The 25,253-nt window shown below is 67.1% G+C and carries 24 protein-coding genes; 13 read left to right on the plus strand and 11 right to left on the minus strand.

Features of this window, described 5'->3' with window-relative positions:
• The gene (locus BLA15945_RS30400; protein WP_174994131.1) at positions 1 to 1,059 is read right to left on the minus strand and encodes an ATP-NAD kinase family protein; all 1,059 of its coding nucleotides are present in this window, start codon (positions 1,057 to 1,059) and stop codon (positions 1 to 3) included.
• 541 nt (positions 1,060 to 1,600) lie between these two features.
• Here BLA15945_RS30400 and BLA15945_RS30405 point away from each other — a divergent pair.
• On the plus strand, positions 1,601 to 3,517 hold the full coding sequence (locus tag BLA15945_RS30405) for a sigma-54-dependent Fis family transcriptional regulator (RefSeq protein ID WP_174994132.1): 1,917 nt from the start codon (positions 1,601 to 1,603) through the stop codon (positions 3,515 to 3,517).
• Positions 3,518 to 3,536: 19 nt separating this feature from the next.
• Here the strand turns inward: BLA15945_RS30405 and BLA15945_RS30410 are convergent, their stop codons facing one another.
• Both BLA15945_RS30410 and BLA15945_RS30415 read right to left on the minus strand, forming a co-directional pair.
• On the minus strand, positions 3,537 to 3,971 hold the full coding sequence (locus BLA15945_RS30410) for a carboxymuconolactone decarboxylase family protein (RefSeq protein WP_059233989.1): 435 nt from the start codon (positions 3,969 to 3,971) through the stop codon (positions 3,537 to 3,539).
• A complete protein-coding gene (locus BLA15945_RS30415) occupies positions 3,955 to 4,416 on the minus strand; it encodes a MerR family transcriptional regulator (protein ID WP_174994133.1) in 462 nt (153 codons plus the stop codon). The genes BLA15945_RS30410 and BLA15945_RS30415 overlap by 17 nt, the downstream gene beginning before the upstream one ends.
• Before the next feature lie 285 nt (positions 4,417 to 4,701).
• Here BLA15945_RS30415 and BLA15945_RS30420 point away from each other — a divergent pair, with 285 nt between their 5' ends.
• Both BLA15945_RS30420 and BLA15945_RS30425 read left to right on the plus strand, forming a co-directional pair.
• Positions 4,702 to 5,313 (plus strand): ComEA family DNA-binding protein, encoded by a 612-nt coding sequence (locus BLA15945_RS30420; RefSeq protein WP_174994134.1) that lies wholly within the window; start codon positions 4,702 to 4,704, stop codon positions 5,311 to 5,313.
• A gap of 88 nt (positions 5,314 to 5,401) precedes the next feature.
• Positions 5,402 to 5,839 (plus strand): YidB family protein, encoded by a 438-nt coding sequence (locus BLA15945_RS30425; RefSeq protein ID WP_059233986.1) that lies wholly within the window; start codon positions 5,402 to 5,404, stop codon positions 5,837 to 5,839.
• Positions 5,840 to 5,956: 117 nt separating this feature from the next.
• Here the strand turns inward: BLA15945_RS30425 and clpB are convergent, their stop codons facing one another.
• Together clpB and BLA15945_RS30435 are read right to left on the minus strand one after the other, a co-directional pair.
• Positions 5,957 to 8,554, minus strand: a complete 2,598-nt coding sequence (gene clpB / locus BLA15945_RS30430; RefSeq protein WP_174994135.1) for an ATP-dependent chaperone ClpB — start codon at positions 8,552 to 8,554, stop codon at positions 5,957 to 5,959.
• A 157-nt stretch (positions 8,555 to 8,711) separates the two neighbouring features.
• Positions 8,712 to 9,230, minus strand: coding sequence for an Rrf2 family transcriptional regulator (locus BLA15945_RS30435; RefSeq protein ID WP_059233984.1), 519 nt, complete (start codon positions 9,228 to 9,230; stop codon positions 8,712 to 8,714).
• A gap of 251 nt (positions 9,231 to 9,481) precedes the next feature.
• On the opposite strand from BLA15945_RS30435, the gene BLA15945_RS30440 reads away from it, so the two are divergent.
• The gene (locus BLA15945_RS30440) at positions 9,482 to 10,042 is read left to right on the plus strand and encodes a group III truncated hemoglobin (protein ID WP_059233983.1); all 561 of its coding nucleotides are present in this window, start codon (positions 9,482 to 9,484) and stop codon (positions 10,040 to 10,042) included.
• Positions 10,043 to 10,117: 75 nt separating this feature from the next.
• Here the strand turns inward: BLA15945_RS30440 and BLA15945_RS30445 are convergent, their stop codons facing one another.
• The 6 genes from BLA15945_RS30445 to BLA15945_RS30470 form a co-directional block, all read right to left on the minus strand.
• Positions 10,118 to 10,594, minus strand: coding sequence for a molybdenum cofactor biosynthesis protein MoaE (locus tag BLA15945_RS30445; protein WP_174994136.1), 477 nt, complete (start codon positions 10,592 to 10,594; stop codon positions 10,118 to 10,120).
• 59 nt (positions 10,595 to 10,653) lie between these two features.
• The gene (moaD, locus tag BLA15945_RS30450; protein ID WP_012328655.1) at positions 10,654 to 10,911 is read right to left on the minus strand and encodes a molybdopterin converting factor subunit 1; all 258 of its coding nucleotides are present in this window, start codon (positions 10,909 to 10,911) and stop codon (positions 10,654 to 10,656) included.
• A 19-nt stretch (positions 10,912 to 10,930) separates the two neighbouring features.
• On the minus strand, positions 10,931 to 12,178 hold the full coding sequence (locus BLA15945_RS30455) for a molybdopterin molybdotransferase MoeA (RefSeq protein WP_174994137.1): 1,248 nt from the start codon (positions 12,176 to 12,178) through the stop codon (positions 10,931 to 10,933).
• 234 nt (positions 12,179 to 12,412) lie between these two features.
• A complete protein-coding gene (gene thrC / locus BLA15945_RS30460) occupies positions 12,413 to 13,864 on the minus strand; it encodes a threonine synthase (protein WP_059233982.1) in 1,452 nt (483 codons plus the stop codon).
• Positions 13,865 to 13,878: 14 nt separating this feature from the next.
• Positions 13,879 to 15,207: a homoserine dehydrogenase gene (locus BLA15945_RS30465; RefSeq protein ID WP_059233981.1), complete on the minus strand. Its 1,329-nt coding sequence runs from the start codon at positions 15,205 to 15,207 to the stop codon at positions 13,879 to 13,881.
• A gap of 53 nt (positions 15,208 to 15,260) precedes the next feature.
• Positions 15,261 to 16,499, minus strand: coding sequence for a pyridoxal phosphate-dependent aminotransferase (locus BLA15945_RS30470; RefSeq protein WP_059233980.1), 1,239 nt, complete (start codon positions 16,497 to 16,499; stop codon positions 15,261 to 15,263).
• Positions 16,500 to 16,814: 315 nt separating this feature from the next.
• Here BLA15945_RS30470 and BLA15945_RS30475 point away from each other — a divergent pair, with 315 nt between their 5' ends.
• The 9 genes from BLA15945_RS30475 to BLA15945_RS30515 all read left to right on the plus strand — a co-directional run bounded on the left by BLA15945_RS30475 (position 16,815) and on the right by BLA15945_RS30515 (position 25,177).
• Complete coding sequence (locus BLA15945_RS30475) at positions 16,815 to 17,189, plus strand: Mth938-like domain-containing protein (protein WP_012328660.1); 375 nt, start codon at positions 16,815 to 16,817, stop codon at positions 17,187 to 17,189.
• Positions 17,190 to 17,313: 124 nt separating this feature from the next.
• Positions 17,314 to 18,990 carry a glycosyltransferase family 39 protein gene (locus tag BLA15945_RS30480; RefSeq protein WP_174994138.1) on the plus strand — a complete coding sequence of 559 codons (1,677 nt, stop codon included), beginning with the start codon at positions 17,314 to 17,316 and terminating at the stop codon, positions 18,988 to 18,990.
• Positions 18,991 to 19,003: 13 nt separating this feature from the next.
• Positions 19,004 to 19,375: an SMR family transporter gene (locus BLA15945_RS30485; protein ID WP_059233978.1), complete on the plus strand. Its 372-nt coding sequence runs from the start codon at positions 19,004 to 19,006 to the stop codon at positions 19,373 to 19,375.
• A 130-nt stretch (positions 19,376 to 19,505) separates the two neighbouring features.
• The gene (locus BLA15945_RS30490) at positions 19,506 to 20,657 is read left to right on the plus strand and encodes a DegT/DnrJ/EryC1/StrS family aminotransferase (protein ID WP_059233977.1); all 1,152 of its coding nucleotides are present in this window, start codon (positions 19,506 to 19,508) and stop codon (positions 20,655 to 20,657) included.
• A 6-nt stretch (positions 20,658 to 20,663) separates the two neighbouring features.
• Positions 20,664 to 21,701, plus strand: coding sequence for a glycosyltransferase (locus BLA15945_RS30495; protein WP_174994139.1), 1,038 nt, complete (start codon positions 20,664 to 20,666; stop codon positions 21,699 to 21,701).
• The gene (locus BLA15945_RS30500; protein WP_174994140.1) at positions 21,698 to 22,645 is read left to right on the plus strand and encodes a formyltransferase; all 948 of its coding nucleotides are present in this window, start codon (positions 21,698 to 21,700) and stop codon (positions 22,643 to 22,645) included. The genes BLA15945_RS30495 and BLA15945_RS30500 overlap by 4 nt, the downstream gene beginning before the upstream one ends.
• Positions 22,642 to 23,697, plus strand: coding sequence for a bifunctional UDP-4-keto-pentose/UDP-xylose synthase (locus BLA15945_RS30505; protein ID WP_059233974.1), 1,056 nt, complete (start codon positions 22,642 to 22,644; stop codon positions 23,695 to 23,697). Before BLA15945_RS30500 ends, BLA15945_RS30505 begins: the two co-directional genes overlap by 4 nt.
• A gap of 13 nt (positions 23,698 to 23,710) precedes the next feature.
• Positions 23,711 to 24,607, plus strand: a complete 897-nt coding sequence (locus BLA15945_RS30510) for a polysaccharide deacetylase family protein (protein ID WP_059233973.1) — start codon at positions 23,711 to 23,713, stop codon at positions 24,605 to 24,607.
• Positions 24,608 to 24,715: 108 nt separating this feature from the next.
• Complete coding sequence (locus tag BLA15945_RS30515; RefSeq protein ID WP_034207483.1) at positions 24,716 to 25,177, plus strand: peroxiredoxin; 462 nt, start codon at positions 24,716 to 24,718, stop codon at positions 25,175 to 25,177.
• The last annotated feature ends 76 nt before the right edge of the window (positions 25,178 to 25,253 follow it).

Consider the following 25,253-nt stretch of genomic DNA (forward strand, 5'->3'; position numbering starts at 1 on the left):
TCAGTCGTGCCACGCGCCGGCGTCGCGCAGCAATTGCCGCGAAGACGCGTAGCGCAACGTGCGGCCGACATCGACCGTCAGCGGCCCGCGCCAGTCGAGCGAAATCTCGTAATGGTCGCCGCGCGCCACCTCGATCTCGCGCTCGCCGTCGAACGCGAGCGTGCCGCGTTCGAACGGAATCGCCTGCCACGTGCCCGGTTCGAGCCGCTCGCAACTGCGCATCACGACGCGATCGACACGCCCCGGCGCGATCGGCGCGACGAGCGGCGTGCCGGCCGTCTTGCCGGTTTCCGCAAAGCGCATCGCGAGCCCGTGCGGCGCGCTGCGCTCGAGCGGCGCCCACGCGCCGCCGAGGGCGGACAGGCCGATACCGTCCGGCTCCGCGAACGTCAGGTAGAGCGAATCGATGTCGTCGGATCCGGAGATCGCGCGCGCGCCGATGAAGCGCTGCCGCGCGGCGCACACGTCGACGAGCGCGATTTCCTCGCGCCCCGGCTGCGCGCCCGCCACGCAGCGCACGACGAGCCGCTTGTTGCGCACGAATGCAACTTCGGCCGGCACGGCGCCGGTCGCGGCAAGCCCTGCCGCGACGCCGGCGACGGTCGCCTCGCGATGTTCGGGAAACGCGTTGTTGGTGCCGGTGGACAGCGCGACGAGCGGCGTCGCGCCGCAATGCGCGGCCACCGCGCGATGGGTGCCGTCGCCGCCGAGCACGACGAGCAGCGCGACTTCCATCCGGTGCAGGTACGCGGCGCCGGCTTGCGTGTCGGCGACGGAATCGGTAATCGGCAGGTCGACGAATTCGACCTCGGGCCAGCGTTCGTGCGGCGCGACCGCGCGATGCGTATCGATCGCGCGCAGCAGCAGCGTCGCGATGCCCGTACGGTCGCGCAGCGTCAGCACGCGCTCGACGCCCATCGCGCCGAGGCCGGCCAGCAGGCGCACGATCATGTTCGCCTTCTCGGCCGTCGGAAACACGGAGGCATGCGTCGTGAGGCGGCGGATGTCGCGCCCCGATGCGGGGTTCGCGATCACGCCGACGGTAACGGGCGTCGTCACGGGTTCGTCTCCATCCAGTTGGCCGGGCCGGCATCGGCGCATCGGCGCTTCGTCCAGCCCTGCCGGTTTCGTCCGCTGCCATCGACGGGCAGCGGATCGTCGTCGCCAACGCGACCGCATCGGCTTGCCCGTGATCTCTGCAAGCGGCGTGCCATCGTCACTGCGGTGACCGTGAAACCCGCGCACACGCTGGCGCGGCGGGCTGACGCGTGTTCAGGATGCGCGGCTGCGACGATGCGGCACCTCGCGAAACCATCCCTGCGTCTCACGCTGTCGATGCGACGACGCGATGGCCGCGGCACCTGTGCATGCGCGCCGCGCCGCCCGCAAAACCGGCGTTCACGCGGCGCGGCGCGCGTCACGGCAGGCCCGACGACCGCCGCGCGCCACGCATGCGGACGTCTCAACCGCGCGAGACACGGCGAGATGCCGGTGAGACGAACGTCTCACGCGCGCCGCGTGCTGCGATGCAATGTGATCCGCGCAACCGGATGTGCTACAAGGACATCGATATCCCCGCCGTACGGAACCGGAGCCGACCATGCCCTACGCCGTCCCCCAGGCCCAGCACGCCGACCGTGTACTCGGCGCGCTCGCCGGACGCCTGCCCGCGCCGGCCGATTCCGAGCGGCTGGTGTCGTCGTGGCAACGCTCGCTGGAGCGTCATTGTCTCGACCCCGCTTCGTCGATCGGCCCGCGCGTGCTGACCGCGGCCGAGCTGCGCGAAGTACGCGACAAGGAAGAGGCCTTCCTGCGCGCGTCGGGCCAGTGCCTGACGCGGCTGCACGACATGATTCGCGTCGCCGACTACTGCGTGATGCTGACCGACGCGCACGGCGTGACGATCGATTACCGGATCGACCGCGAGCGCCGCAACGACTTCCGTCACGCGGGCCTGCACATCGGCTCGTGCTGGTCGGAAAGCGAGGAAGGGACCTGCGGCGTCGCGAGCGTGCTGACCGATCTCGCGCCGATCACCGTGCACAAGACCGATCACTTTCGCGCGGCATTCACGACGCTCACCTGCAGCGCGGCGCCGATCTTCTCGCCGGGCGGCGAACTGATCGGCGTGCTCGACGCGTCGGCCGTGCATTCGCCCGACGGCCGCGACAGCCAGCGCCTCGTCTACCAGCTCGTGCGGCAGAGCGCGGCGCTGATCGAGGACGGCTACTTCGTGCACAGCACCGCGCAGCACTGGATCTTGTTCGGGCATCCGAATCGTCACTACGTCGAAGCGCAGCCGGAGTGGCTGATCGCGTTCGACGACTGCGGCAACATCGTCGCCGCGAACCGTCAGGCCCGCGACGCACTGCCCGCACTGCGCGAGCCGCGCCATATCGACGAGATCTTCGATGCGACCGAAATACCGCTACGTGACGCCGCGCGGCTCGATGCGATCGTCGCGCTACGGCTGCGCGCGACGGGCGCCCCGCTCTATGCGCGCCTGCGGGCGCCGCTACGGCGTGCCGGCCGCGAGCCCGGCACGGTATCGCGCCGCGCGGGCGCCGCGCCACGTCACGTCGGCGCGCTGACGCCGTTCCTGCACAGCAGCGACACGCATATCGCACAACAGGCGGAACTCGCGCTGCGCGTCGCGAGCAAGCGGCTGCCGATTCTCGTGCTCGGCGAAACCGGGGCGGGCAAGGAAGTGTTCGCGCGCGCGATCCATGACGCCGGTGCGCGGCGCGCGCGGCCGTTCGTCGCCGTCAACTGCGGCGCACTGCCGGAAGCGCTGATCGAGAGCGAACTGTTCGGCTATGCGGCCGGCGCGTTCACCGGCGCGCGCAAGCACGGCGCACGCGGCAAGATCGCGCTCGCCGATGGCGGCACGCTGTTTCTCGATGAAATCGGCGACATGCCGCTCGCGTTGCAGACGCGCCTGCTGCGCGTACTCGCCGACGGTGAAGTCGTGCCGCTCGGCAGCGATGCGCCCGTGCGCGTCGATCTCGACGTGATCTGCGCGACGCACCGCGATCTCGCGCGGATGGTCGCCGACGGGACGTTCCGCGAAGATCTGTATTACCGGCTGAGCGGCGCGACGTTCGAACTGCCGCCGCTGCGCGCACGCGCGGACGTGCGCGACGTGATTGCCACCGTGTTCGCCGAGGAAGCGCAGGCGACCGGCCACGTGCTCACGCTCGATCCGACGCTCGCCGAACAGCTCGCGGCGTACGCGTGGCCCGGCAACGTGCGGCAACTGCGCAACGTGCTGCGCTATGCGTGCGCGGTGTGCGACGCCGCGCGCGTGACGCGGCGCGACCTGCCCGCCGACATCGCCGCGCAACTCGGCGCCGCCCCGTCGGGTGCGCTGCCCGACGACGAACGCGGCCGCATCGTCGCGGCGCTCACCGCGCACCGCTGGCGGCCCGACGCGGCCGCCAAGGCGCTCGGCATGTCGCGCGCGACGCTGTACCGGCGCATCGCGAAGCACCGGATCGTCGCGCCGCATCGCGCGTGATGCGCGAGCGCGACAGCGGTCATGCAGCCTGCCCGGCCGCTTGGTTCGCCTGTCCGGCCTCGCCGGCCGCTTCGTCGCGCCGCGTGAACACCTCGTGCGCGGCGAACAGCGCGTTGAGCGCGGCCGGGAAACCCGCGTAGACGGCCATCTGCATGAACACCTCGACGATCTCTTCGCGCGTGCAGCCGACGTTCAGCGCGGCCTCGATATGCACCTTCAACTGCGGCTGCGCGTTGCCGAGCGCGGCCAGCGCCGCGATTGTCGCGATTTCGCGCGCTTTCAGATCGAGCTGCGGCCGGCTGTAGATGTCGCCGAAGCTGAACTCGACCAGCAGCCGCCCGAAATCCGGCGCGATCGGCGCCAGCGCCGCGATCACGCGTTCGCCCACTTCGCCGTCGATTTCCTTCAGTTTGTTCCAGCCGCGCGTGTAGCGGTCTTCAGCGAGTCGTTCCATGGTGTCCGTCCTGTTCGGATATAGCGTGAGAAGGGTTTGCCCGTCGTTCCGCTTCGCGCTCCTGCGCCTCGTAGTACGCGATCTTGTCGCTGATCGCGTCGAGGCTCGCCTGCAGCTCCGCGAGATGCGCGCGCACCGCGTCGCGATGCGTGACCAGCAGGCTGCGGCGCGCACCGAAGGTCGGCTCGCCTTGCGCACGCAGCGCCGCGAATTCCTGCATCTGCGCGATCGGCATGCCGGTCGCCTTCAGGCGCATCACGAAGGCCAGCCAGTCAAGGTCGGCCGGCGCGTAAAGCCGGTGCCCGGCCGCCGTGCGCGAAATCGCGCGCAGCAGCCCGGCCTGCTCGTAGTACCGCAGCGTATGCGTCGACAAGCCGGTCATTTCGGCGACTTGTCCGATCGTCAGCGGACCGGCGGCGGAAGGTTTGGATACGGTTTTCGACATGGCAGAAACAAGGTTAAGAGTTAGAGCCAACTCTAAGTCAAGCGCTTTCGAACGGCCAGTGCAACGACACCCAGCGCGCCCCTGCGACACCGTAAAGAATGGTCAAAATCGGCGCCCGGCACGGGTTTCGGCCTTTACAGCACCGCAAGCCTTCAGCAAGATTCAGTCAGCCTGTCTTAAAAAGGGCACGCATTTGTCCTATGCTTAACGGCGACGTCCGGCCGGATCTCGCCCCGCCGTCCGTTGCAACAGCCATTCATCCGTCAGAACCAGGGAGCCTTTGCCATGCTGAAGAAGCTGCTGATGCTGTTCGTCGCGCTATCGCTGTCGCTCGCCGCCGGCCTTGCCGCGGCCGTCGAAGTCAACTCGGCTGACCAGGCCGCGCTCGAATCCGTGAAGGGTCTCGGGCCCGTGAAATCGAAGGCGATCATCGACGAACGCACCAAGAACGGCCCGTTCAAGGACGCCGACGATCTCGCGAACCGCGTGAAGGGCCTCGGCACGAAATCGGTCGGGCATCTGGAGGAAAACGGCCTGACGATCGGCGGCTCGTCGACGCCGCCGAAGGGCGTGAAGCTGTCGAAGCCGGCCGCGACCGCACCGGCCACCACGCCGGCCACGACGACGGCAGGCACCGCGTCGACGTCCACGACCGCGACGGCCGGCACGACGACTGCAGCGCCGGCCCCGGCGGCCAGCGCACCGGATGCGGCGGCGAAGCCGGCCAAGGCCAAGCGCGCATCGAAGAAGGAAAAAGCAGCGGCCGCAGCGGCGGCATCCGCCGACGCGGGCGCGAGCGCGCCGGCCGCGGCGTCGTCCGCGAAGGCGGCGAAGGGTTCGAAGAAGAAGAGCAAGAAGGACAAGGCAGCCTCCGCCGCCGCGGCGTCGGGCGCCTGATGTGCGCCGCGCGCGCGACGGCGTGCGCGCGGCATTCGTTCAACGGGCGCCGTCGTCACGGCGCCCTTTTCAGTGAAGGTGAAGAACCATGGGTCTCCTCGACATCGTTGGCGGTCTGATCGGCGGCCAGGCAGGCGGCAACTCGCAAAGCGCGCTGATCACGACCGCGCTCGAATTCATCAACAACCAGCCGGGCGGCCTGAACGGCCTGATCGAGAAGTTCAAGGCAGGCGGCGCCGGCGACATCATCGGTTCGTGGGTCGGCAACGGCCAGAACCAGCCGATCTCGCCGGATGCGCTGCAGAACGTGCTCGGCTCGGACGCGATCGGCGCGCTGGCAAGCAAGTTCGGCGTCGACCCGTCGATGGCGTCGACCGTCCTCGCGCAGGTGCTGCCGCACGTCGTCAACCACGCGACGCCGGACGGCGCGGTGCCGGCCGACGGCCAGGCACAGGTCGACACGTCGAACGTGCTCGGCTCGCTGTCGCAGCTCGCCGGCCTGTTCGGCGGCAACAAGCAGGGCTAAGCACGCCACGCTACCGGGCGGCCCGTTCGGCCGCTCCATAAGCAAACACCCCGCCGAGGCGGGGTGTTTGTTTTTGCGCGCCCGGCGCGAACCGGGCACGCAGCCGCTGGCAGGCGATCAGTGCACGACGCGGTCGAACACGAACTTGCCGTCGTGGACGTCGACCGGAATCACGTCCTTCGGACCGAAGCGGCCCGCGAGGATCAGCTTCGCGACCGGGTTCTCGATCTCCTGCTGGATCGCGCGCTTCAGCGGCCGCGCACCGAACAGCGGATCGTAGCCGACCTTCCCGATCTGTTCGAGCGCCGCTTCCGACACGTCGAGCGCCATGTCGAGCTTCGCGAGCCGATCGTGCAGGCGCGCCAGCTGGATCTTCGCGATCGACTGGATGTTGCTGCGGTCGAGCGCATGGAACACGACGACGTCGTCGATCCGGTTCAGGAACTCGGGGCGGAAATGCTGCTTCACCTCGAGCCACACCGCGTCCTTGATCTCTTCCTGCGGCGCACCCGTCATCGCCTGAATCACCTGCGAGCCGAGGTTCGACGTCATCACGATGACCGTGTTCTTGAAGTCGACCGTGCGCCCCTGCCCGTCCGTCATGCGGCCGTCGTCGAGCACCTGCAGCAGCACGTTGAACACGTCCGGATGCGCCTTTTCGATCTCGTCGAGCAGGATCACGCTGTACGGCTTGCGGCGCACGGCTTCCGTCAGGTAGCCGCCTTCCTCGTAGCCGACATAGCCCGGCGGCGCGCCGATCAGCCGCGCGACGCTGTGCTTCTCCATGAACTCGCTCATGTCGATGCGGATCAGGTGCTCTTCCGAGTCGAACAGGAACGACGCCAGCGCCTTGCACAGCTCGGTCTTGCCGACCCCCGTCGGACCGAGGAACAGGAACGAACCGTACGGACGGTTCGGATCCGCGAGACCCGCGCGCGAACGGCGGATCGCATCGGCCACCGCGCTGATCGCCTCATGCTGGCCGACCACGCGCTCGTGCAGCTTTTCCTCGATGTGCAACAGCTTCTCGCGCTCGCCCTGCATCATCCGCGACACGGGAATCCCCGTCGAACGCGACACGACTTCCGCGATTTCCTCGGCGCCGACCTGCGTGCGCAACAGGCGCGGACGCGTCGGGTTGTGCTGCTCCTGCTCTTCGGCCTGCGTGACCTGCTTCAGCTGCGCCTCGAGCTGCGGCAGCTTGCCGTACTGCAGCTCGGCAACCTTCTCCAGCTTGCCGTCACGCTGCAGCCGCGCGATGTCCGCACGCACCTTCTCGATCTCTTCCTTGAGCTGGGCGCTGCCCTGCACCGCGGCCTTCTCGGCGGTCCAGATCTCTTCCAGGTCCGCATACTCGCGGCCAAGGCGATCGATCTCTTCCTCGATCAGCTGCAGGCGCTTCTGCGACGCTTCGTCCTGCTCCTTCTTCACGGCTTCGCGCTCGATCTTCAGCTGGATCAGACGACGGTCGAGCTTGTCCATCTCTTCGGGCTTCGAATCGATTTCCATCTTGATCTTCGAAGCGGCTTCGTCGATCAGGTCGATGGCCTTGTCGGGCAAGAAGCGGTCGGTGATGTAGCGGTGCGACAGCTCGGCCGCGGCGACGATCGCCGGATCGGTGATGTCGACGCCGTGGTGCAGTTCGTACTTCTCCTGCAGCCCGCGCAGGATCGCGATCGTCGCCTCGACGCTCGGCTCGTCGACGAGCACCTTCTGGAAGCGGCGCTCGAGCGCGGCGTCCTTCTCGATGTACTTGCGGTATTCGTCGAGCGTGGTCGCGCCGATACAGTGCAGCTCGCCGCGCGACAGCGCCGGCTTCAGCATGTTGCCCGCATCCATCGCGCCTTCGGCCTTGCCCGCGCCGACCATCGTGTGGATTTCGTCGATGAAGACGATCGTCTGGCCTTCGTCCTTCGCGATGTCGCTGAGCACCGCCTTCAGGCGCTCCTCGAATTCGCCGCGGTACTTCGCACCGGCGAGCAGCGCGGCCATGTCGAGCGACAGCACGCGCTTGCCCTTCAGCGTCTCCGGCACCTCGCCGTTGACGATCCGTTGCGCGAGCCCTTCGACGATCGCGGTCTTGCCGACGCCCGGCTCGCCGATCAGCACCGGGTTGTTCTTCGTGCGGCGCTGCAGGATCTGGATCGAGCGGCGGATTTCGTCGTCGCGGCCGATCACCGGGTCGAGCTTGCCCGCACGGGCGCGCTCGGTCAGGTCGACCGTGTATTTCTTCAGCGCTTCGCGCTGGCTTTCCGCGTCCTGGCTGTGCACCTGCGAGCCGCCGCGCACCGCGGCGATCGCGGCTTCGAGCGCCTTGCGCGTGAGGCCGTGCTGACGCGCGAGCTTGCCGGCCTCGCCCTTGTCGTCGGACGCGGCGAGCAAGAACATTTCGCTCGCGATGAACGTGTCGTTGAGCTTCTGCGCTTCCTTGTCGGCATGATTCAGCAGCCCGGCCAGTTCACGGCCGATCTGGATGTCGCCGCCCGTGCCCGTCACTTGCGGCAGGCGCGAAATGGCTTCGTTCAGCGCGCCTTGCAGCGCCTGCACGTGAACACCCGCGCGCGACATCAGCGAGCGGGCGGAACCGTCGTGCTGCGCGACCAGCGCCGCGAGGACGTGAACGGGTTCGATGTATTGATTGTCGCGGCCTGCCGCGAGGCTTTGCGCGTCCGCGAGTGCTTCCTGGAACTTGGTGGTGAGCTTGTCGATTCTCATTTAGTCGAGACCTCCAATTTTCGATTAACACCAAGATGAGGATGGTTATGCGGCTTTCAAGCGAAATTCGGGTTGATTCAGCGCAAAAATTGCTGGATAGACTGGAAGTGGCCCGGGGACGGGCCGCGGTCGGCGCGCGGGGCGCGGCTCCCGCGTGTCAGTGCGTCTTGGACGGCGGTTCGGCAACTGCCGGCGCTTCGTCCGGCGACGTTGCGGCACGCACGAGCGCGACCGGACGGATGCCGAGCAGCGCCACGAGCGGCGACGCGGGCTCGGCCAGTTCGCCTAGCGTGTGACGATCGAGTTCGGCGAAAAAGGCATCGCGCGCGGCCGCCAGCACGCCCTTCAGCCGGCACTGCGGCTCGATCACGCAGCCGCGCGAGTCGCTGCCGTCAGCCGAAAAGCAGCCGACCAGCGCAAAGTCGTTCTCGGTCGCACGCACGACCTCGCCGACCGTCAGTTGCAGCGATTCGGGGAACAGCCGCAGCCCGCCATTGCGGCCGCGCACGGTGTCGACCCATCCCAGCTCGCCGAGCTGCTGCACGACTTTCATCAGATGGTTCTTCGAGATACCGTAGGCATCCGAGATCTCCTGGATCGTCGCGAGCCCCTCGCCGCGCACGGCAAGGTACAGCATCACGCGCAGCGAATAGTCGGTGTAGTCAGTGAGTCTCATGGGCGAATACGGAAATGATCGATCGTGCCCCGATAACGTGAACCGGGCCGACCGCGATGCACGCGGGGCCGGCTGACGGCCCCGTTCCGCCACCCCGGGTTGCCGGGATCGCGTGCGCGCAATAAGATGCGTGACAGTTACACGTTTTTCAGGGGGTATTGGACGCTATTCTGCGTCAAAATCCGACCGGCGTCCTCCCCGATCACCACGCTACCGCCCGTCGCCGCCCCGATCTACCCGCCCTTTTTGCCATGACTGCCCTGCCTGCCTCGCCCGAAACCGCACCGGCGCGCCCTCGCGACGCCGAGCCGACCGAAGACAACATCCGCGAACTCGTCTACGCGTTCTACGATCGCGTGCGCGCCGATCCGCTACTGGGGCCCGTGTTCGACGCGAAGCTGGCCGGCCGCTGGGACGACCACCTGCCGAAGATGGTGACGTTCTGGTCGAGCCTCGTGCTCGGCACCAAGGGGTATCGCGGCAACGTGCAGCAGGCGCATCAGCCGCTCGACGGGATCGAGCCGGCCCATTTCAGCCGCTGGCTGGCGCTGTTCCTGAAGACCGTCGAGACGCGCTACGCGCCGCCCGCGGCGATCCGCTTCATGGAGCCCGCACTGCGGATCGCGCAGAGCCTGCAGTTGAGCCGGTTCGGCTGGGACTATCAGATTCCGCCCGAGCAGCAGGCGCTGCTCGACGCGATCGCGCCGCGCCGCCGCGACGCGGGGGACGATCCGCACGCGCCGCCGTCGCGCGCCCGCGGCGAACCGTTTCCGACGAAGATCATCGGGCGCAGCATCGATCCGGACGCGTAACCGACGGCGATACGCGACGCCCGGCGGCAACGCCACCTGCGGCACATGGCCGCACCGCCTGTCCGGATGCCGCGCTCAGCGCGGCGTGTTGCCCGACTCGACGCCCCAGCGCGCGAGCGCAGCGTCGTCGGTACTGCGCGCATCGACCCAGCGCTCGCCGTCCGGCGTCGTTTCCTTCTTCCAGAACGGCGCTTCGGTCTTCAGATAGTCCATCACGAACTCGCACGACGCGAACGCATCGCCGCGGTGCGACGCGACCGTCGCGACCATCACGATCTGGTCGAGCGGCAGCAGCTTGCCGACGCGATGCACGATCGCGACGTCGATGCCCGGCCAGCGCCGGCCGGCCTCGGCCGCAATCTTCTCGAGCGCCTTCTCGGTCATCCCCGGATAGTGCTCGAGCTCCATCGCGGCGACCGAATCGCCTTCGTTCAGGTCGCGCACCGTGCCGACGAAGCACGCCACCGCGCCGATCTTCGGGTTGCGCGCGCGCAATGCCGCGACTTCGGCGTTCAGATCGAAATCGCCGGCCTGGACTCGTACTGTTGCCATCATCTGCCCCTGTCGACCAGAGTGAGCGCTTGAGCGCTTGCTCGGATCCCATGCAAAGCTCAACCGCCCGTCACCGGCGGAAAGAACGCGACCTCGCAGCCTTCGGTGAGCCGTGTGTCGGGATCGGTCATCTCGTGGTTGCACGCCATGCGCAGCGCGCGCCCTTCGGCGAGCGTCTCGGCCCACGCGCCGCCGCGCACGCGCAGCCATGCGCGCACGTCGCCGACGGTCGTCACGCTGTCCGGCACGTTTGCCTCTTCGTCGGCGACGCCCAGTGCCTCGCGCACGCTTGCAAAAAATTTCAGCTGAATCTTCATGGTTCGGGAAGCCGTCGCGTTACGACAGCAGTTCGGAAAACGGAATGAAACGCACGGTCTCGCCCGCGCTGATCGCGTGCTGTGGCGGATTGTCGATCAGGCCGTCGCCCCAGACCGTCGACGTCAGCACCGCCGAGCTCTGGTTCGGGAACAGGTCGAGGCCGCCCGCCGCGTTGACCCGCGCACGCAGGAATTCGTTGCGCCGGTCGCCCTTGCTCTGCGAGAAGTCCGCCCGCAGCGACAGCGCGCGCGGCGCGACGTCGCGCACGCCGGACAGGCGCAGCAGGAACGGCCGCACGAACAGCAGGAACGTGACGAAGCTCGAAACGGGGTTGCCGGGCAGCCCGATGAAGTGCGCATCGGCGCGCTCGTCGCCGCGGCGCACCGCGCCGTACGCGAGCGGCTTGCCGGGCTTCATCGCGATCTGCCACAGCGCGAGCCGCCCTTCGGACTCGACGGCCGGCTTCACGTGATCCTCTTCTCCGACCGATACACCGCCGCTCGTCAGGATCACGTCGTGATCGCGCGCGGCCTCGCGCAGCGTGTCGCGTGTCGCGGCAAGCGAATCGGGCACGATCCCGTAGTCGGTCACGTGGCAGCCGAGCCGCTCCAGCAGCCCGCGCAGCGTGAAACGGTTCGAGTTGTAGATCGCGCCGGGCTTCAGCGGCTCGCCGGGCATCGTCAGTTCGTCGCCGGTGAAGAACACCGCGACGCGAATCCGCCGCGCAACCGACAGCTGCGCGCAGCCGACCGATGCGGCCAGGCCGAGCGCCTGCGGCGTGAGCCGCGTGCCGGCCGGCAGGATCACCGACCCTTGCCGGATGTCGGCACCCTGCGCGGTGATCCACTCGCCGGCCTTCGGCGTGTGCAGGATCTCGACCGCATCGCCGTCGGCCGACGCCTGCTCCTGCATCACGACCGCGTCCGCGCCGGGCGGCACCGTCGCACCGGTGAAGATCCGCGCGGCCGTGCCGGCCGCGAGCGCTTGAGCCGGATGACCGGCCGGAATGCGCTGCGACACCGGCAACCGCCGATCGCCGTGCAGCAGGTCGGCGACGCGCACCGCATAGCCGTCCATCGCGCTGGTATGCATCGGCGGCACGTCGAGCGGCGAGCTCACGTCGGCTGCCAGCACGCGGCCGAGCGCATCGAGCGTGGCGACGGTTTCCGCGCCGGGCAGCGGCTTCGCGGCATCGAGCAGCGCGGCGAGCGCCTCGGCGGTCGACAGCATCGGCGCGCGCGGCGCCGCGGGATTCGGGTTCGACATCGATGGAATCGGGGATCGTTGGAGTCAATACGTCATTGTAGCGACGCCGCCGCACGGGCGCGCGATATGGCGGACATGCGAAAACTGTGATCGGCGCGAACGTGCGGGTCTGGCACTTGTTTCGCGCGACAGGCAATGCCCGGGCGCCAAACGAAACGGCCGGAACCCCGATCCGTTCGACGAATCGGCATTCCGGCCGTCCTGCGCCGCCGGGCCCGCGGGCCCGGCCGTGCGTCATGCGCCCGTGTGGGCGACGATGAAGTCCTTCACCTGCTGCGCGTCGGCCTTCACGACCTCGAAGCGCTGCGGCAGCGCCTCGAGCCCGTCGAATGCGGCCGGCCGCTCGGCCTCGCGATCGAGCGCTTCGCGGATCGTCTCGCCGAACTTGATCGGCTGAGCCGTCTCGAGCACGACCATCGGCACGCCTGCGTCCAGATGTTCGCGTGCGACCTTCACGCCGTCGGCCGTGTGCGTATCGATCATCGTGTCGTAGCGCGAGAACACGTCGCGGATCGTCGCGATCCGGTCGGTGTGGCCGCTGCGGCCCGACACGAAGCCAAACTCGGCGACGCGCGCGAAATCGCCGCTCGCCGCGAGATCGAAACCGCCCTTCTCCTCGACATCGCGGAACAGCTGCATCACGCGCGCCGGATCGCGGCCGAGCAGGTCGAACACGAAGCGCTCGAAGTTCGACGCCTTCGAGATGTCCATGCTCGGGCTGCTGGTGTGATACGTGTTCTCGGCGCTGCGCACGCGATACGCGCCCGTACGGAAGAACTCGTCGAGCACGTCGTTCTCGTTGGTCGCGACCACGAGCTTCGCGATCGGCAGCCCCATCATCCGCGCGATGTGGCCCGCGCAGACGTTGCCGAAGTTGCCCGACGGCACCGTGAACGACACGCGCTCGTCGTTGGACTGCGTCGCTGCGAAGTAGCCCTTGAAGTAGTACACGACCTGTGCGACGACGCGTGCCCAGTTGATCGAGTTGACCGTGCCGATCTTCTGCTGCGCCTTGAACGCGTGATCGTTCGAGACGGCCTTCACGATGTCCTGGCAATCGTCGAACACGCCTTCGACCGCGAGGTTGAAGATGTTCGGATCCTGCAGGCTGAACATCTGTGCCGTCTGGAACGCGCTCATCTTCTTGTGCGGCGACAGCATGAACACGCGCACGCCGGCCTTGCCGCGCATCGCGTACTCGGCCGCGCTACCCGTGTCGCCCGACGTCGCCCCGAGGATGTTCAGCGCTTCACCGTGCTTCGCGAGCGTGTACTCGAACAGGTTGCCGAGCAGCTGCATCGCCATGTCCTTGAACGCGAGCGTCGGGCCGTTCGACAGTTCGAGCAGCGACAGCGCCGCACCGTTCTCGGTGCCGAGCGTCTTCAGCGGCGTGATGTCGGACGCGTTCTCGCCGTGGCGAGTGTTGCTGTACACGTCGGCCGTATACGTGCGGCGCGTGATCGCGCGCAGGTCGTCGGCCGGCACGTCGTCGCAGAACTTCGACAGGATCTCGAACGCGAGATCCGCGTACGACAGCGCGCGCCAGCGGGCGAGCTCGTCGGCGGACACCTTCGGGTATTCGGCCGGCAGGTAGAGCCCGCCGTCCTTCGCGAGGCCGCCGAGCAGGATGTCGGAGAACGTATGGCGCTCGCCGATGCCGGCGCCGCGCGTGGAGATGTAGTTCATGTCGCCTTCCGTCCTCAGTTCAGCGCTTCCATGCGCAGCTTCGTCACCTTCGACACGACCGTCGCGAGGCTCTCGATTTGCGCGATCGCCGCATTGACGTTCTTCTCGACCGTTTCGTGCGTGATCAGGATGATGTCGGTTTCGCCGTTCGCGTCGTCGACCTGCTCCGACTCCTTCTGCAGCAGCGCGTCGATCGAGATGCCCGATGCGGCGAGGATGCGCGTGATGTCGGCCAGCACGCCGGTCTGGTCGGCGACGCGCAGGCGCAGGTAATAGCCGCTCGTCACTTCCTCGATCGGCAAGATCGGCGTGTTCGACAGGCTGTCCGGCTGGAACGCGAGATGCGGCACGCGATGCTCCGGGTCGGCCGTATGCAGGCGCGTGACGTCGACGAGATCCGCGACCACGGCCGATGCGGTCGGCTCAGCGCCCGCGCCCTTGCCGTAGTACAGCGTCGTGCCGACCGCATCGCCGTGCACGACGACGGCGTTCATCGCGCCTTCGACGTTCGCGAGCAGGCGTTTTTCCGGGATCAGCGTCGGGTGCACGCGCAGCTCGATGCCGTTTTCGGCGCGGCGCGTGATGCCGAGCAGCTTGATCCGGTAGCCGAGCTCTTCCGCGTAGCGGATGTCGGTCGCATCGAGCTTGCTGATGCCTTCGACGTACGCACGGTCGAACTGCACCGGCACGCCGAACGCGATCGCGCTCATGATCGTCGCCTTGTGCGCGGCGTCGACGCCTTCGATGTCGAAGGTCGGGTCGGCTTCCGCGTACCCAAGCTCCTGCGCGGCCTTCAGCGCGGTCGCGAAGTCGAGCCCGCGATCGCGCATTTCCGACAGGATGTAGTTGGTCGTGCCGTTGATGATGCCCGCGATGTACTGGATGCGGTTCGCGGTCAGGCCTTCGCGCAGCGCCTTGATGATCGGGATGCCGCCGGCGACGGCCGCTTCGAACGCAACCATCACGCCCTTTTCGCGCGCGGCCTCGAAAATCTCGGTGCCGTGCACCGCGAGCAGCGCCTTGTTTGCCGTCACGACGTGCTTGCCGTTCGCGATCGCGCGCAGCACGAGCTCGCGCGCGATGCCCGTGCCGCCGATCATCTCGGCGACGATCGCGATCGACGGATCGTCGACGACGGCGTTGAAGTCGTCGGTGATCTGCGCGACGGCGGCGTCACCGCCGAGCGCAGCCTGCGCCTTGGCCGGGTTGCGCACGGCAATGCGCGCCACCTCGATGCCGCGCCCCGCGCGTCGCTTGATTTCTTCCTGGTTGCGGCGCAGCACCGTGAAGGTGCCGCTGCCCACAGTGCCGAAGCCCAACAGGCCAACTTTGATCGGTTCCATGCTGCGTGTGATCGATGAGTAAGAAGTAGTGAATTCCGTGTGGCCTTGCCCGCTCACACCGAATGGCGCTTGCGGTAGCCGTCGAGGAAGCGTGCAATCCGGTTGATCGAATCGGTCAGGTCGTCGAGGTTCGGCAGGAAGACCACGCGGAAGTGGTCCGGCGTCGCCCAGTTGAACCCCGTGCCCTGCACCAGCAGCACGCGCTCCTCGAGCAACAGGTCGAGAATGAACTGCTGGTCGTTCTGGATCGGGTAAAGCTTCGGGTCGAGGCGCGGGAACATGTACAGCGCGGCCTGCGGCTTCACGCAGGTCACGCCCGGGATCGACGTCAGCATGTCGTACGCAAGCTCGCGCTGCTTGTACAGGCGCCCGCTCGGCACGATCAGCTCGTTGATGCTCTGGTAGCCGCCGAGCGCCGTCTGGATCGCGAACTGCCCGGGCACGTTCGCGCACAGGCGCATCGACGACAGGATGCCGAGCCCCTCGAGGTAATCCTTCGCGCGCCGGCGGTTGTCGCCGCCGAGGCCCGATACGGCCATCCAGCCCGCGCGATAGCCGCACGAGCGATAGCTCTTCGACAGGCTGTTGAACGTGACGGTGATCACATCCTCCGACAGCGCCCCCATCGCCGTGTGCTCGAGGCCGTCGTAGACGATCTTGTCGTAGACCTCGTCGGCAAACACGATCAGCCCGTGCTGGCGCGCGATCTCGAGCAGCTCGAGCAGCAATTCGTCGGAATAAAGCGCGCCCGTCGGGTTGTTCGGGTTGATCACGACGATCGCCTTCGTGTTCGGCGTGATCTTGCTGCGGATGTCGTCGAGATCCGGCATCCACGCGTTCTGCTCGTCGCACACGTAGTGCACGGGCGTGCCGCCCGACAGGCTCACCGCCGCCGTCCACAGCGGGTAGTCGGGCGCGGGCAGCAGCACTTCGTCGCCGTCGTTCAGCAGCGCCTGGGTCGCCATCACGATGAGCTCGGACGCGCCGTTGCCGATGTAGATGTCGTCGAGGCCGACGCCCACGACGCCCTTTTCCTGCGTGTAGTGCATCACGGCCTTGCGCGCCGAGAACACGCCCTTCGAATCCGAATAGCCGGACGACGCCGGCAGGTTGCGGATCATGTCCTGGATGATCTCGTCCGGCGCGTCGAAACCGAACGGCGCGAGGTTGCCGATGTTCAGCTTGATGATGCGGTGGCCTTCTTCCTCGAGGCGCTTCGCGTGCTCGAGCACCGGGCCACGGATGTCGTAGCAGACGTTGAGCAGCTTGTTCGACTTCTGAATCGGTTTCACGACGACACGGTTCCTGGGTTGGCCTTGCGGCCGGGGGGACGGGATCAAAACTGGAAAGCGGCCGGTCTGTGCGCGCTGTCTAGACTGGAAAAAGCGGGCGGTCGGACGCGGCTTGTGGCGACGCACGACGCAAGTGGCGCCCGGGGGCGACCAAAAAGTTATAATTTAGCGGATTTTGGCCGACTTTCGCAATGCACCATAGCCGCGCCGGGCCCGCGCCGTCAGGCGTCCCCGTGTGGCCAGGCGCGTGAAACCGGCCCCCCGGGCCGCTGCGGCCCTGCGAACCATTCCCCTACGGAACCGCGGAATACCGATTTGAAACTGCACCAGGACACGAGCGGCGCGCTCAACACCGTCACCGGCTACGGCCCCGATTACGTCGACGTCAATCTCGAACGCCATGAAACGAGCGTCATCGTGCTGCCCGGCGCGCCGGTCCAGGCATGGCCCGTGTCGTCGTTCGACGCGCTCGCGCCCGAGCATTTCGCGATGCTGCTCGACCCGACGCCCGAACTCGTGATCTTCGGCAGCGGCGCGCGGCTACGCTTCCCGCACCCGCGGCTCGTCGCGGCGCTCACGGCGAAGCGGATCGGCGTCGAGACGATGGATTTCCAGGCGGCCTGCCGCACCTACAACATTCTGATGGCCGAGGGCCGCAAAGTTGCCGCCGCGCTCTTAATTGAACGTTAATCCCCGATGCGGTAAAACTCGGGCCGGCGCAGCGGGTCGATCCCTCCGATCGGCCCGGCGAGGCCGCCCGCCTCCGGCGCCACCCGCCGGCGGCCCGTCACAACAACCAACAGGCTGAAAATCCATGAACGATACGCCGTCGAGGCTACCGCTCAATCGCATCACGCTCGTCCTCCTGCTCGTCGCGCTCGCGATCGTCTGGTTCGCGCCGCTCGGGCTGCGCCACCTGATCCCGAGCGACGAAGGCCGCTACGCGGAAATGGCGCGTGAGATGTTCGTCACCGGCGACTGGATCACGCCGCGCTACAACGGCTACAAGTACTTCGAGAAGCCGCCGCTGCAGACCTGGCTGAATGCGCTCACGTTCGCGTGGTTCGGCATCGGCGAATGGCAGGCGCGCCTCTACACGGCCGTCGCGAGCTTCGCCGGCGTGCTGCTCGTCGGCTACACCGGCGCGCGCCTGTTCAATCCGCTGTCGGGCTTCCTCGCGGCCGTCGTGCTCGCGAGCTCGCCGTACTGGAACCTGATGGGGCACTTCAACGCGCTCGACATGGGGCTCGCGTTCTGGATGGCGCTGTCGCTCTGCTCGCTGCTGCTCGCGCAGCGGCCCGGGCTGCGCCCGGCCGCGACGCGCGGCTGGATGTGGGCGTGCTGGGCCGCGATGGCGTTCGCGGTGCTGTCCAAGGGCCTCGTCGGCCTGATCCTGCCCGGCGCCGTGCTCGTGCTCTATACGCTGATCGCGCGCGACTGGGCGCTGTGGAAGCGCCTGTACCTGGTGAGCGGCCTCGTGATCTTCTTCGCGATCGTCACGCCGTGGTTCGTGCTCGTCCAGCAGCGCAACCCCGAATTCTTCAACTTCTTCTTCATCGTCCAGCAGTTCCGCCGGTACCTGACCCCGGAACAGAACCGCCCGGGCCCGCTGTACTACTTCGTGCCGGTGCTGCTGGTCGGCTTCCTGCCGTGGCTGTCGGTCGCGTGGCAGAGCATCCGCCACGCGCTGCGGATGCCGCGCCAGCCGAACGGCTTCTCGCCGATGCTCGTGCTGCTGATCTGGAGCGCATTCATCTTCCTGTTCTTCAGCACGTCGCATTCGAAGCTGATCTCGTACGTGCTGCCGGTCGCGCCGGCGCTCGCGCTGATCATCGGCGCGTACCTGCCGCTGATGTCGGCCGACCGGTTCCGCCGCCACCTGCTCGGCTACCTCGTGTTCTTCGTCGCCGCGGCGTTCGGGATCATCTTCCTCGCGTACCTGGGCGATGCCCGCACGCCGAACGCGCTGTACCGCGCGTTCCAGATGTGGCTGTACGCGGGCCTCGCGGTCTCGGCCGCGCTGACGCTCGCAGCCGCGTGGCTGAACCGCCGCACCGGCGTGGCCGCCGCGATCGCCGCGTTCGGCGCCGCGTGGCTCGCGTTCGGCACGATCGGCGGCACCGGGCACGACGAGTTCGGCCGCTACAGCTCGGGCGCGCTGCTCGCGCCTGCCGTGCGCGCCGAACTGGCGAAACTGCCGTCCGACACGCCGTTCTACTCGATCGAGATGCTCGACCACACGTTCCCGTTCTATATGGGCCACACGACGATCATGGTCCAGCGCCAGGACGAGCTCGCGTTCGGGATCTCGATGGAGCCGAACAAGTGGATTCCGACCGTCGGCGAATGGATCACGCGCTGGAAGCAGGAAACCCATGCGCTCGCGATCATGCCGCCCGGCCAGTACGACGCGCTGGTCAAGGAAGGCGTGCCGATGCGCGTGATCGCGCGCGACAACCGCCGCGTGATCGTCGAGAAACCGCAATCGTAAGGACGCCCATCGCATGAATCCCGTTTCACTCGTCTGCATCGTCACCGGCGTGATGCTCAACGCCGTCGCGCAACTTCTGCTGAAAGCCGGCGTCAACGCCGTTGGGCACTTCGAATTCAGCCGTGCGAACATCCTCCCGGTCGGCCTGAAGATCGCGACCCAGCTGCCGATCATCGGCGGCCTCGGCTGCTACGTGCTGAGCGTCGTCGTCTGGATTCTCGGGTTGTCGCGGGTCGACGTGTCGATCGCGTACCCGATGCTGTCGCTCGGCTACGTCGTCAACGCGTTCGCGGCCTGGTACCTGTTCGGCGAGGTGCTGTCGGTCCAGCGGCTCATCGGCATCGGCATCATCCTGATCGGCGTGCTCGTGCTCGCGCGCAGCTGAGCACGCCCCGCGGCGTTAAGCGTCCGCCTACAAAAAATCACGGTACGAATCCGCCAACCGGTGTTTAATGCCGGTTTCGGGCGGGATCGCCCGACCCTTTTATTACACGCCATTACAGGCCAACGCGTTCATGAGCCAGACAACCGCTCCGTTTCTGCCGTTCACCCGACCGGAAATCGACGAGGAAACCATCCAGGGCGTCGTCGACGTGCTGCGCTCGGGCTGGATCACCACCGGCCCGCAGAGCCAGAAGTTTGAAGCAGCGCTGTCCGAGTACTGCGGCGGCCGTCCGGTCCGCGTGTTCAATTCGGGCACCTGCACGCTCGAGATCGGCCTGCGCATCGCGGGCGTCGGCGCCGGCGACGAGGTGATCACGACGCCGGCGTCGTGGGTCTCGACCAGCAACGTGATCATCGAAACGGGCGCGACGCCCGTGTTCGCCGACATCGATCCCGTCACGCGCAACATCGATCTCGACAAGCTCGAGCAGGCGATCACGCCGCGCACGAAGGCGATCATCCCGGTGTTCCTGTCCGGCCTGCCGGTCGACATGGACCGCCTGTACGCGATCGCGCGCGCGCACAAGCTGCGCGTGATCGAAGACGCCGCGCAAGCGTTCGGCTCGACATGGAACGGCAAGCGCATCGGCGCGATCGGCGACATCGTGTCGTTCAGCTTCCACGCGAACAAGAACCTGACGACGATCGAAGGCGGCGCGCTCGTGCTGAACAACGAGGACGAGGCAACGCTCGCGCAGAAGTACCGGCTGCAAGGCATCACGCGCACCGGCTTCGACGGGATGGACTGCGACGTGCTCGGCGGCAAGTACAACCTGACCGACGTCGCCGCCCGCGTCGGCCTCGGCCAGTTGCCGCACATCGACCGCTTCACCGCACAGCGCCGCGTGCTCGCCCGCGCGTATTTCGACGCGTTCGACGGCAGCGCGGCCGTGAAGCTCGGCGTCGGCCTGCCGGTTGCCGATTTCGAGAACAGTAACTGGCACATGTTCCTGATCACGCTGCCGCTCGAGCGGCTGACGATCACGCGCGCCGAATTCATGGCGCAGCTCAAGGAACGCGGCATCGGCACGGGCATCCACTACCCGGCGATCCATCTTTTCACGCTGTACCGTGCGCGCGGCTTCAAGGAGGGCATGTTCCCCCACGCCGAACGGTACGGCGCGTCGACCGTCACGCTGCCGCTGTTCACGCAGATGACGGAAGACGACGTGCGTCGCGTGGTCGACGCCATCAATCAGATTTGCGAACAATACGGAAAATAAGCGTACATGAGTCACCTTGAAGCACGCGCCGGGCATCCGGGCGCCGGGCACCTGGACGCCGGCCGGCCCGAAGTATCGGTCATCATCCCCGTGTACAACGAGGAAGACGGCCTCGCCGCGCTGTTCGCGCGGCTGTATCCGGCGCTCGACGCACTCGACACGTCATACGAAGTGATCCTGATCAACGACGGCAGCCGCGACCGCTCGGCCGCCATGCTCGCCGATCAGTTCCACGTACGGCCCGACACGACGCGCATCGTGCTGCTCAACGGCAACTACGGCCAGCACATGGCCATCCTCGCGGGCTTCGCGCAGTCGCGCGGCGAGATCGTCATCACGCTCGACGCCGACCTGCAGAACCCGCCCGAGGAAATCGGCAAACTGATCACGAAGATGCGCGAGGGCTACGACTACGTCGGCTCGATCCGCAAGCAGCGCCAGGACAGCCTGTGGCGGCGCAAGGCGTCGCAGATGATGAACCGGCTGCGCGAGCGCATCACGCGCATCAAGATGACCGACCAGGGCTGCATGCTGCGCGCATACAGCCGCCGCATCATCGACACGATCAACGTGTGCGGCGAAGTCAACACGTTCATCCCCGCACTTGCGTACACGTTCGCGCAGAAGCCGACCGAAATCGAGGTCGCGCACGAGGAACGCTTCGCGGGCGAATCGAAGTATTCGCTGTACAGCCTGATCCGGCTGAACTTCGACCTCGTGACCGGCTTCTCGGTCGTGCCGCTGCAGTGGCTGTCGTTCATCGGCGTGATCCTGTCGCTCGGCTCCGCCGCGCTGTTCGTGCTGCTGCTGGTGCGCCGCTTCATCGTCGGCGCGGAAGTGCAAGGCGTGTTCACGCTGTTCGCGATCACGTTCTTCCTGCTCGGCGTGATCATCTTCGCGCTCGGCCTGCTCGGCGAGTACGTCGGCCGCATCTACCAGCAGGTGCGCGCCCGTCCGCGCTACCTGATCCAGGCCGTGCTCGAACAGCACGACGGCGTGCCGGCGGTTCCGGCCGCCGCGAAGCACCCGGGAGCCGCGCAATGAAGCCGCGCGCGGTCGTCTTCGCGTATCACAACGTCGGCGTGCGGTGCCTGCAGGTGCTGCTCGCACGCGGCGTCGACGTCGCGCTCGTCGTCACGCACGAGGACAACCCGAACGAGAACATCTGGTTCGGCAGCGTTGCGTCCGTCGCGGCCGAGCACGGCATTCCGGTGCTCACGCCGGCCGATCCCGCTGATCCGGCACTGCGCCGCGCGGTGTCGGATGCGCAGCCCGATTTCATCTTCTCGTTCTACTACCGTCACATGCTGCCGGTGGACCTGCTCGCGATCGCGCCGCGCGGCGCGTACAACATGCACGGTTCGCTGCTGCCGAAATACCGGGGTCGGGTACCGACCAACTGGGCCGTGCTGAACGGCGAGACCGAAACCGGCGCGACGCTGCACGAGATGGCCGCAAAGCCCGACGCGGGCGCGATCGTCGGCCAGACCGCGGTGCCGATCCTGCCGGACGACACGGCCACGCAGGTGTTCGACAAGGTCACGGTAGCCGCCGAGCAGACGCTCTGGCGCGCGCTGCCCGCGTTGCTCGCGGGCGAGGCGCCGCATCTGCCGAACGATCTGTCGACCGGCAGCTACTACGGCGGGCGCAAGCCCGAAGACGGCCGCGTCGACTGGTCGAAGCCGGCCGCGCAGGTCTACAACCTGGTGCGCGCGGTCGCGCCCCCGTATCCGGGCGCGTTCACCGACGTCGACGGCGCGCGCTTCGTGATCGCGCGCGCGCGCCTCGCGGCGCCCGGCAGCGCGGCGGCGGCGGCCGCGGCGGATTTGCCGCCCGGCCTGCACGTAAGCGATAATGCGCTATTCGGCGTCTGCGGCGACAGCCGCGCCCTATCCATTCTCGAGCTGTGGCAGCAGCGCGACGGCAGCGAAACCGTCGTGACGCCCGCGGAATTCGCGCAGTTCATTCATTCTTCCCGTCATTCATGAAAGCAAAAAAAGTCCTGATCCTGGGTGTGAACGGCTTCATCGGCCATCACCTGTCGAAGCGCATTCTTGAAACCACCGATTGGGAAGTGTTCGGCATGGACATGCAGACCGATCGGCTTGGCGACCTCGTCAACCACGAGCGGATGCATTTCTTCGAAGGCGACATCACGATCAACAAGGAGTGGGTCGAGTATCACGTGAAGAAGTGCGACGTGATCCTGCCGCTCGTCGCGATCGCGACGCCCGCCACCTACGTCCAGCAGCCGCTGCGCGTGTTCGAACTCGACTTCGAGGCGAACCTGCCGATCGTGCGTTCGGCCGTCAAGTACGGCAAGCACCTCGTGTTCCCGTCGACCTCCGAGGTCTACGGCATGTGCTCGGACGAGCAGTTCGATCCGGACGCATCGGCCCTCACCTACGGCCCGATCAACAAGCCGCGCTGGATCTACGCGTGCTCGAAGCAGCTGATGGACCGCGTGATCTGGGGTTACGGGATGGAAGGCCTGAACTTCACGCTGTTCCGTCCGTTCAACTGGATCGGCCCGGGCCTCGACTCGATCTACACGCCGAAGGAAGGCAGCTCGCGCGTGGTCACGCAGTTCCTCGGCCACATCGTGCGCGGCGAGAACATCAGCCTCGTCGACGGTGGCTCGCAGAAGCGCGCGTTCACCGACATCGGCGACGGCATCAGCGCGCTGATGAAGATCATCGAGAACAAGGACGGCGTCGCGTCGGGCAAGATCTACAACATCGGGAATCCGAAGAACAACTTCTCGGTTCGCGAACTCGCGCACAAGATGCTCGAACTGGCCGCGGAATACCCCGAGTACGCCGATTCGGCCAAGCAGGTGAAGCTCGTCGAAACGACGTCCGGCGCCTACTACGGCAACGGCTACCAGGACGTGCAGAACCGCGTGCCGAAGATCGACAACACGATGCAGGAGCTTGGCTGGGCGCCGCAGGCGACGTTCGACGACGCGCTGCGCAACATCTTCGAAGCGTACCGCGGCCACGTCGCCGACGCGCGCGCGCTCGTCGAACAGCAAGGCTGACCGGGACGTTCGCTTGGCTCGTATCGTCCTCAAGATCGACGTCGACACGCTGCGCGGCACGCGCGAAGGCGTGCCGAACCTCGCGCGCATCTTCGACCGCTTCAGTGCGCGCGCGACCTTCCTCTTCAGCCTCGGGCCCGATCACACGGGCTGGGCGCTGCGGCGCGTGTTCCGCCCGGGCTTCCTGAAGAAGGTGTCGCGCACGTCGGTGGTCGAGCACTACGGCCTGAAGCAGCTGATGTACGGCGTGCTGCTGCCGGGCCCCGACATCGGCCGCCGTGCGATCGCCGACATGCGCGCGATTCACGAAGCCGGCTTCGAATGCGGGATCCACACGTGGGATCACGTGTACTGGCAGGACAACGTCCGCGAGCGCGATCGCGACTGGACCGCGCGTGAAATGCAGAAGAGTCACGCGCGCTTCATCGAGATCTTCGGCGCGCCGCCCGTCACGCACGGCGCGGCCGGCTGGCAGATGAACGATGCCGCGTTCGAGCAGATCGACGCATGGGGGATGCGCTATGCATCCGACGGGCGCGGCCATTCGCCGTACCTGCCCGTCGTCGGCGGCCGCACGCTGTCGCACGTGCAGATGCCGACCACGCTGCCGACGCTCGACGAAGTGCTCGGCATCGACGGCGTCGACACGCACAACGTCGCCGCACATATCCTCAAGTTCACCGAAACCAATCCGCACGACCAGGTGTTCACGCTGCATGCGGAACTGGAAGGCCAGAAGCTCGCGCCCGTGTTCGAGCAGCTGCTCGCCGGCTGGCGTGCGCAAGGCCACACGTTTGCGACGATGGGTGACTACCACGCGACGCTGGACCGCGACTCGCTGCCATCGTACCCTGTCACGTGGGGCGAAATCCCCGGCCGCTCCGGCGAACTGATCGTCCAGCCCGACTGAGTTCGCGCGAGCCGGCGTCGCCCGCAGCGCCGTTGCCACGCGCTGCCGCGACGCCCTGCCGCACCGCGCCGCCGTAGCGGCGCCTTTCCATAACAACAGGAGAAACACGTGTCTGTCGAAGTTGACCGTCAAGTTCCCGATTTCACCGCACCGGCCACGGGCGGCGACATTTCGCTGTCCGACCTGAAAGGCAAGAAGCTCGTCCTGTACTTCTATCCGAAGGACAACACGCCGGGCTGCACGACCGAAGGGCTGCAGTTCCGCGATCTCTATCCGAAGTTCAAGAAAGCCGGTGCGGAAGTCATCGGCGTATCGCGCGACAGCCTGCGCTCGCATGACAATTTCAAGGCAAAGCTCGAACTGCCGTTCCCGCTGATTTCCGATGCCGACGAAGCGCTGTGCGCGCTGTTCGATGTCATCAAGATGAAGAAAATGTATGGCAAGGAAGTGCGCGGAATCGAGCGCTCGACGTTCCTGATCGACGCCGACGGCGTGCTCCGTCAGGCATGGCGCGGCATCAAGGTGCCGGGTCACGTGGACGACGTGCTAAAGGCTGTACAAGCGCTTTGAGGCGCGTTATATTGGGCCGCAATGAATGCCAGTTCGCCCCATATTTCTCGTAGCTGCGCCGGTGCCCGTTGCGATG

The organism is Burkholderia arboris (assembly GCF_902499125.1).
In the GTDB taxonomy this organism is placed as follows: domain Bacteria; phylum Pseudomonadota; class Gammaproteobacteria; order Burkholderiales; family Burkholderiaceae; genus Burkholderia; species Burkholderia arboris.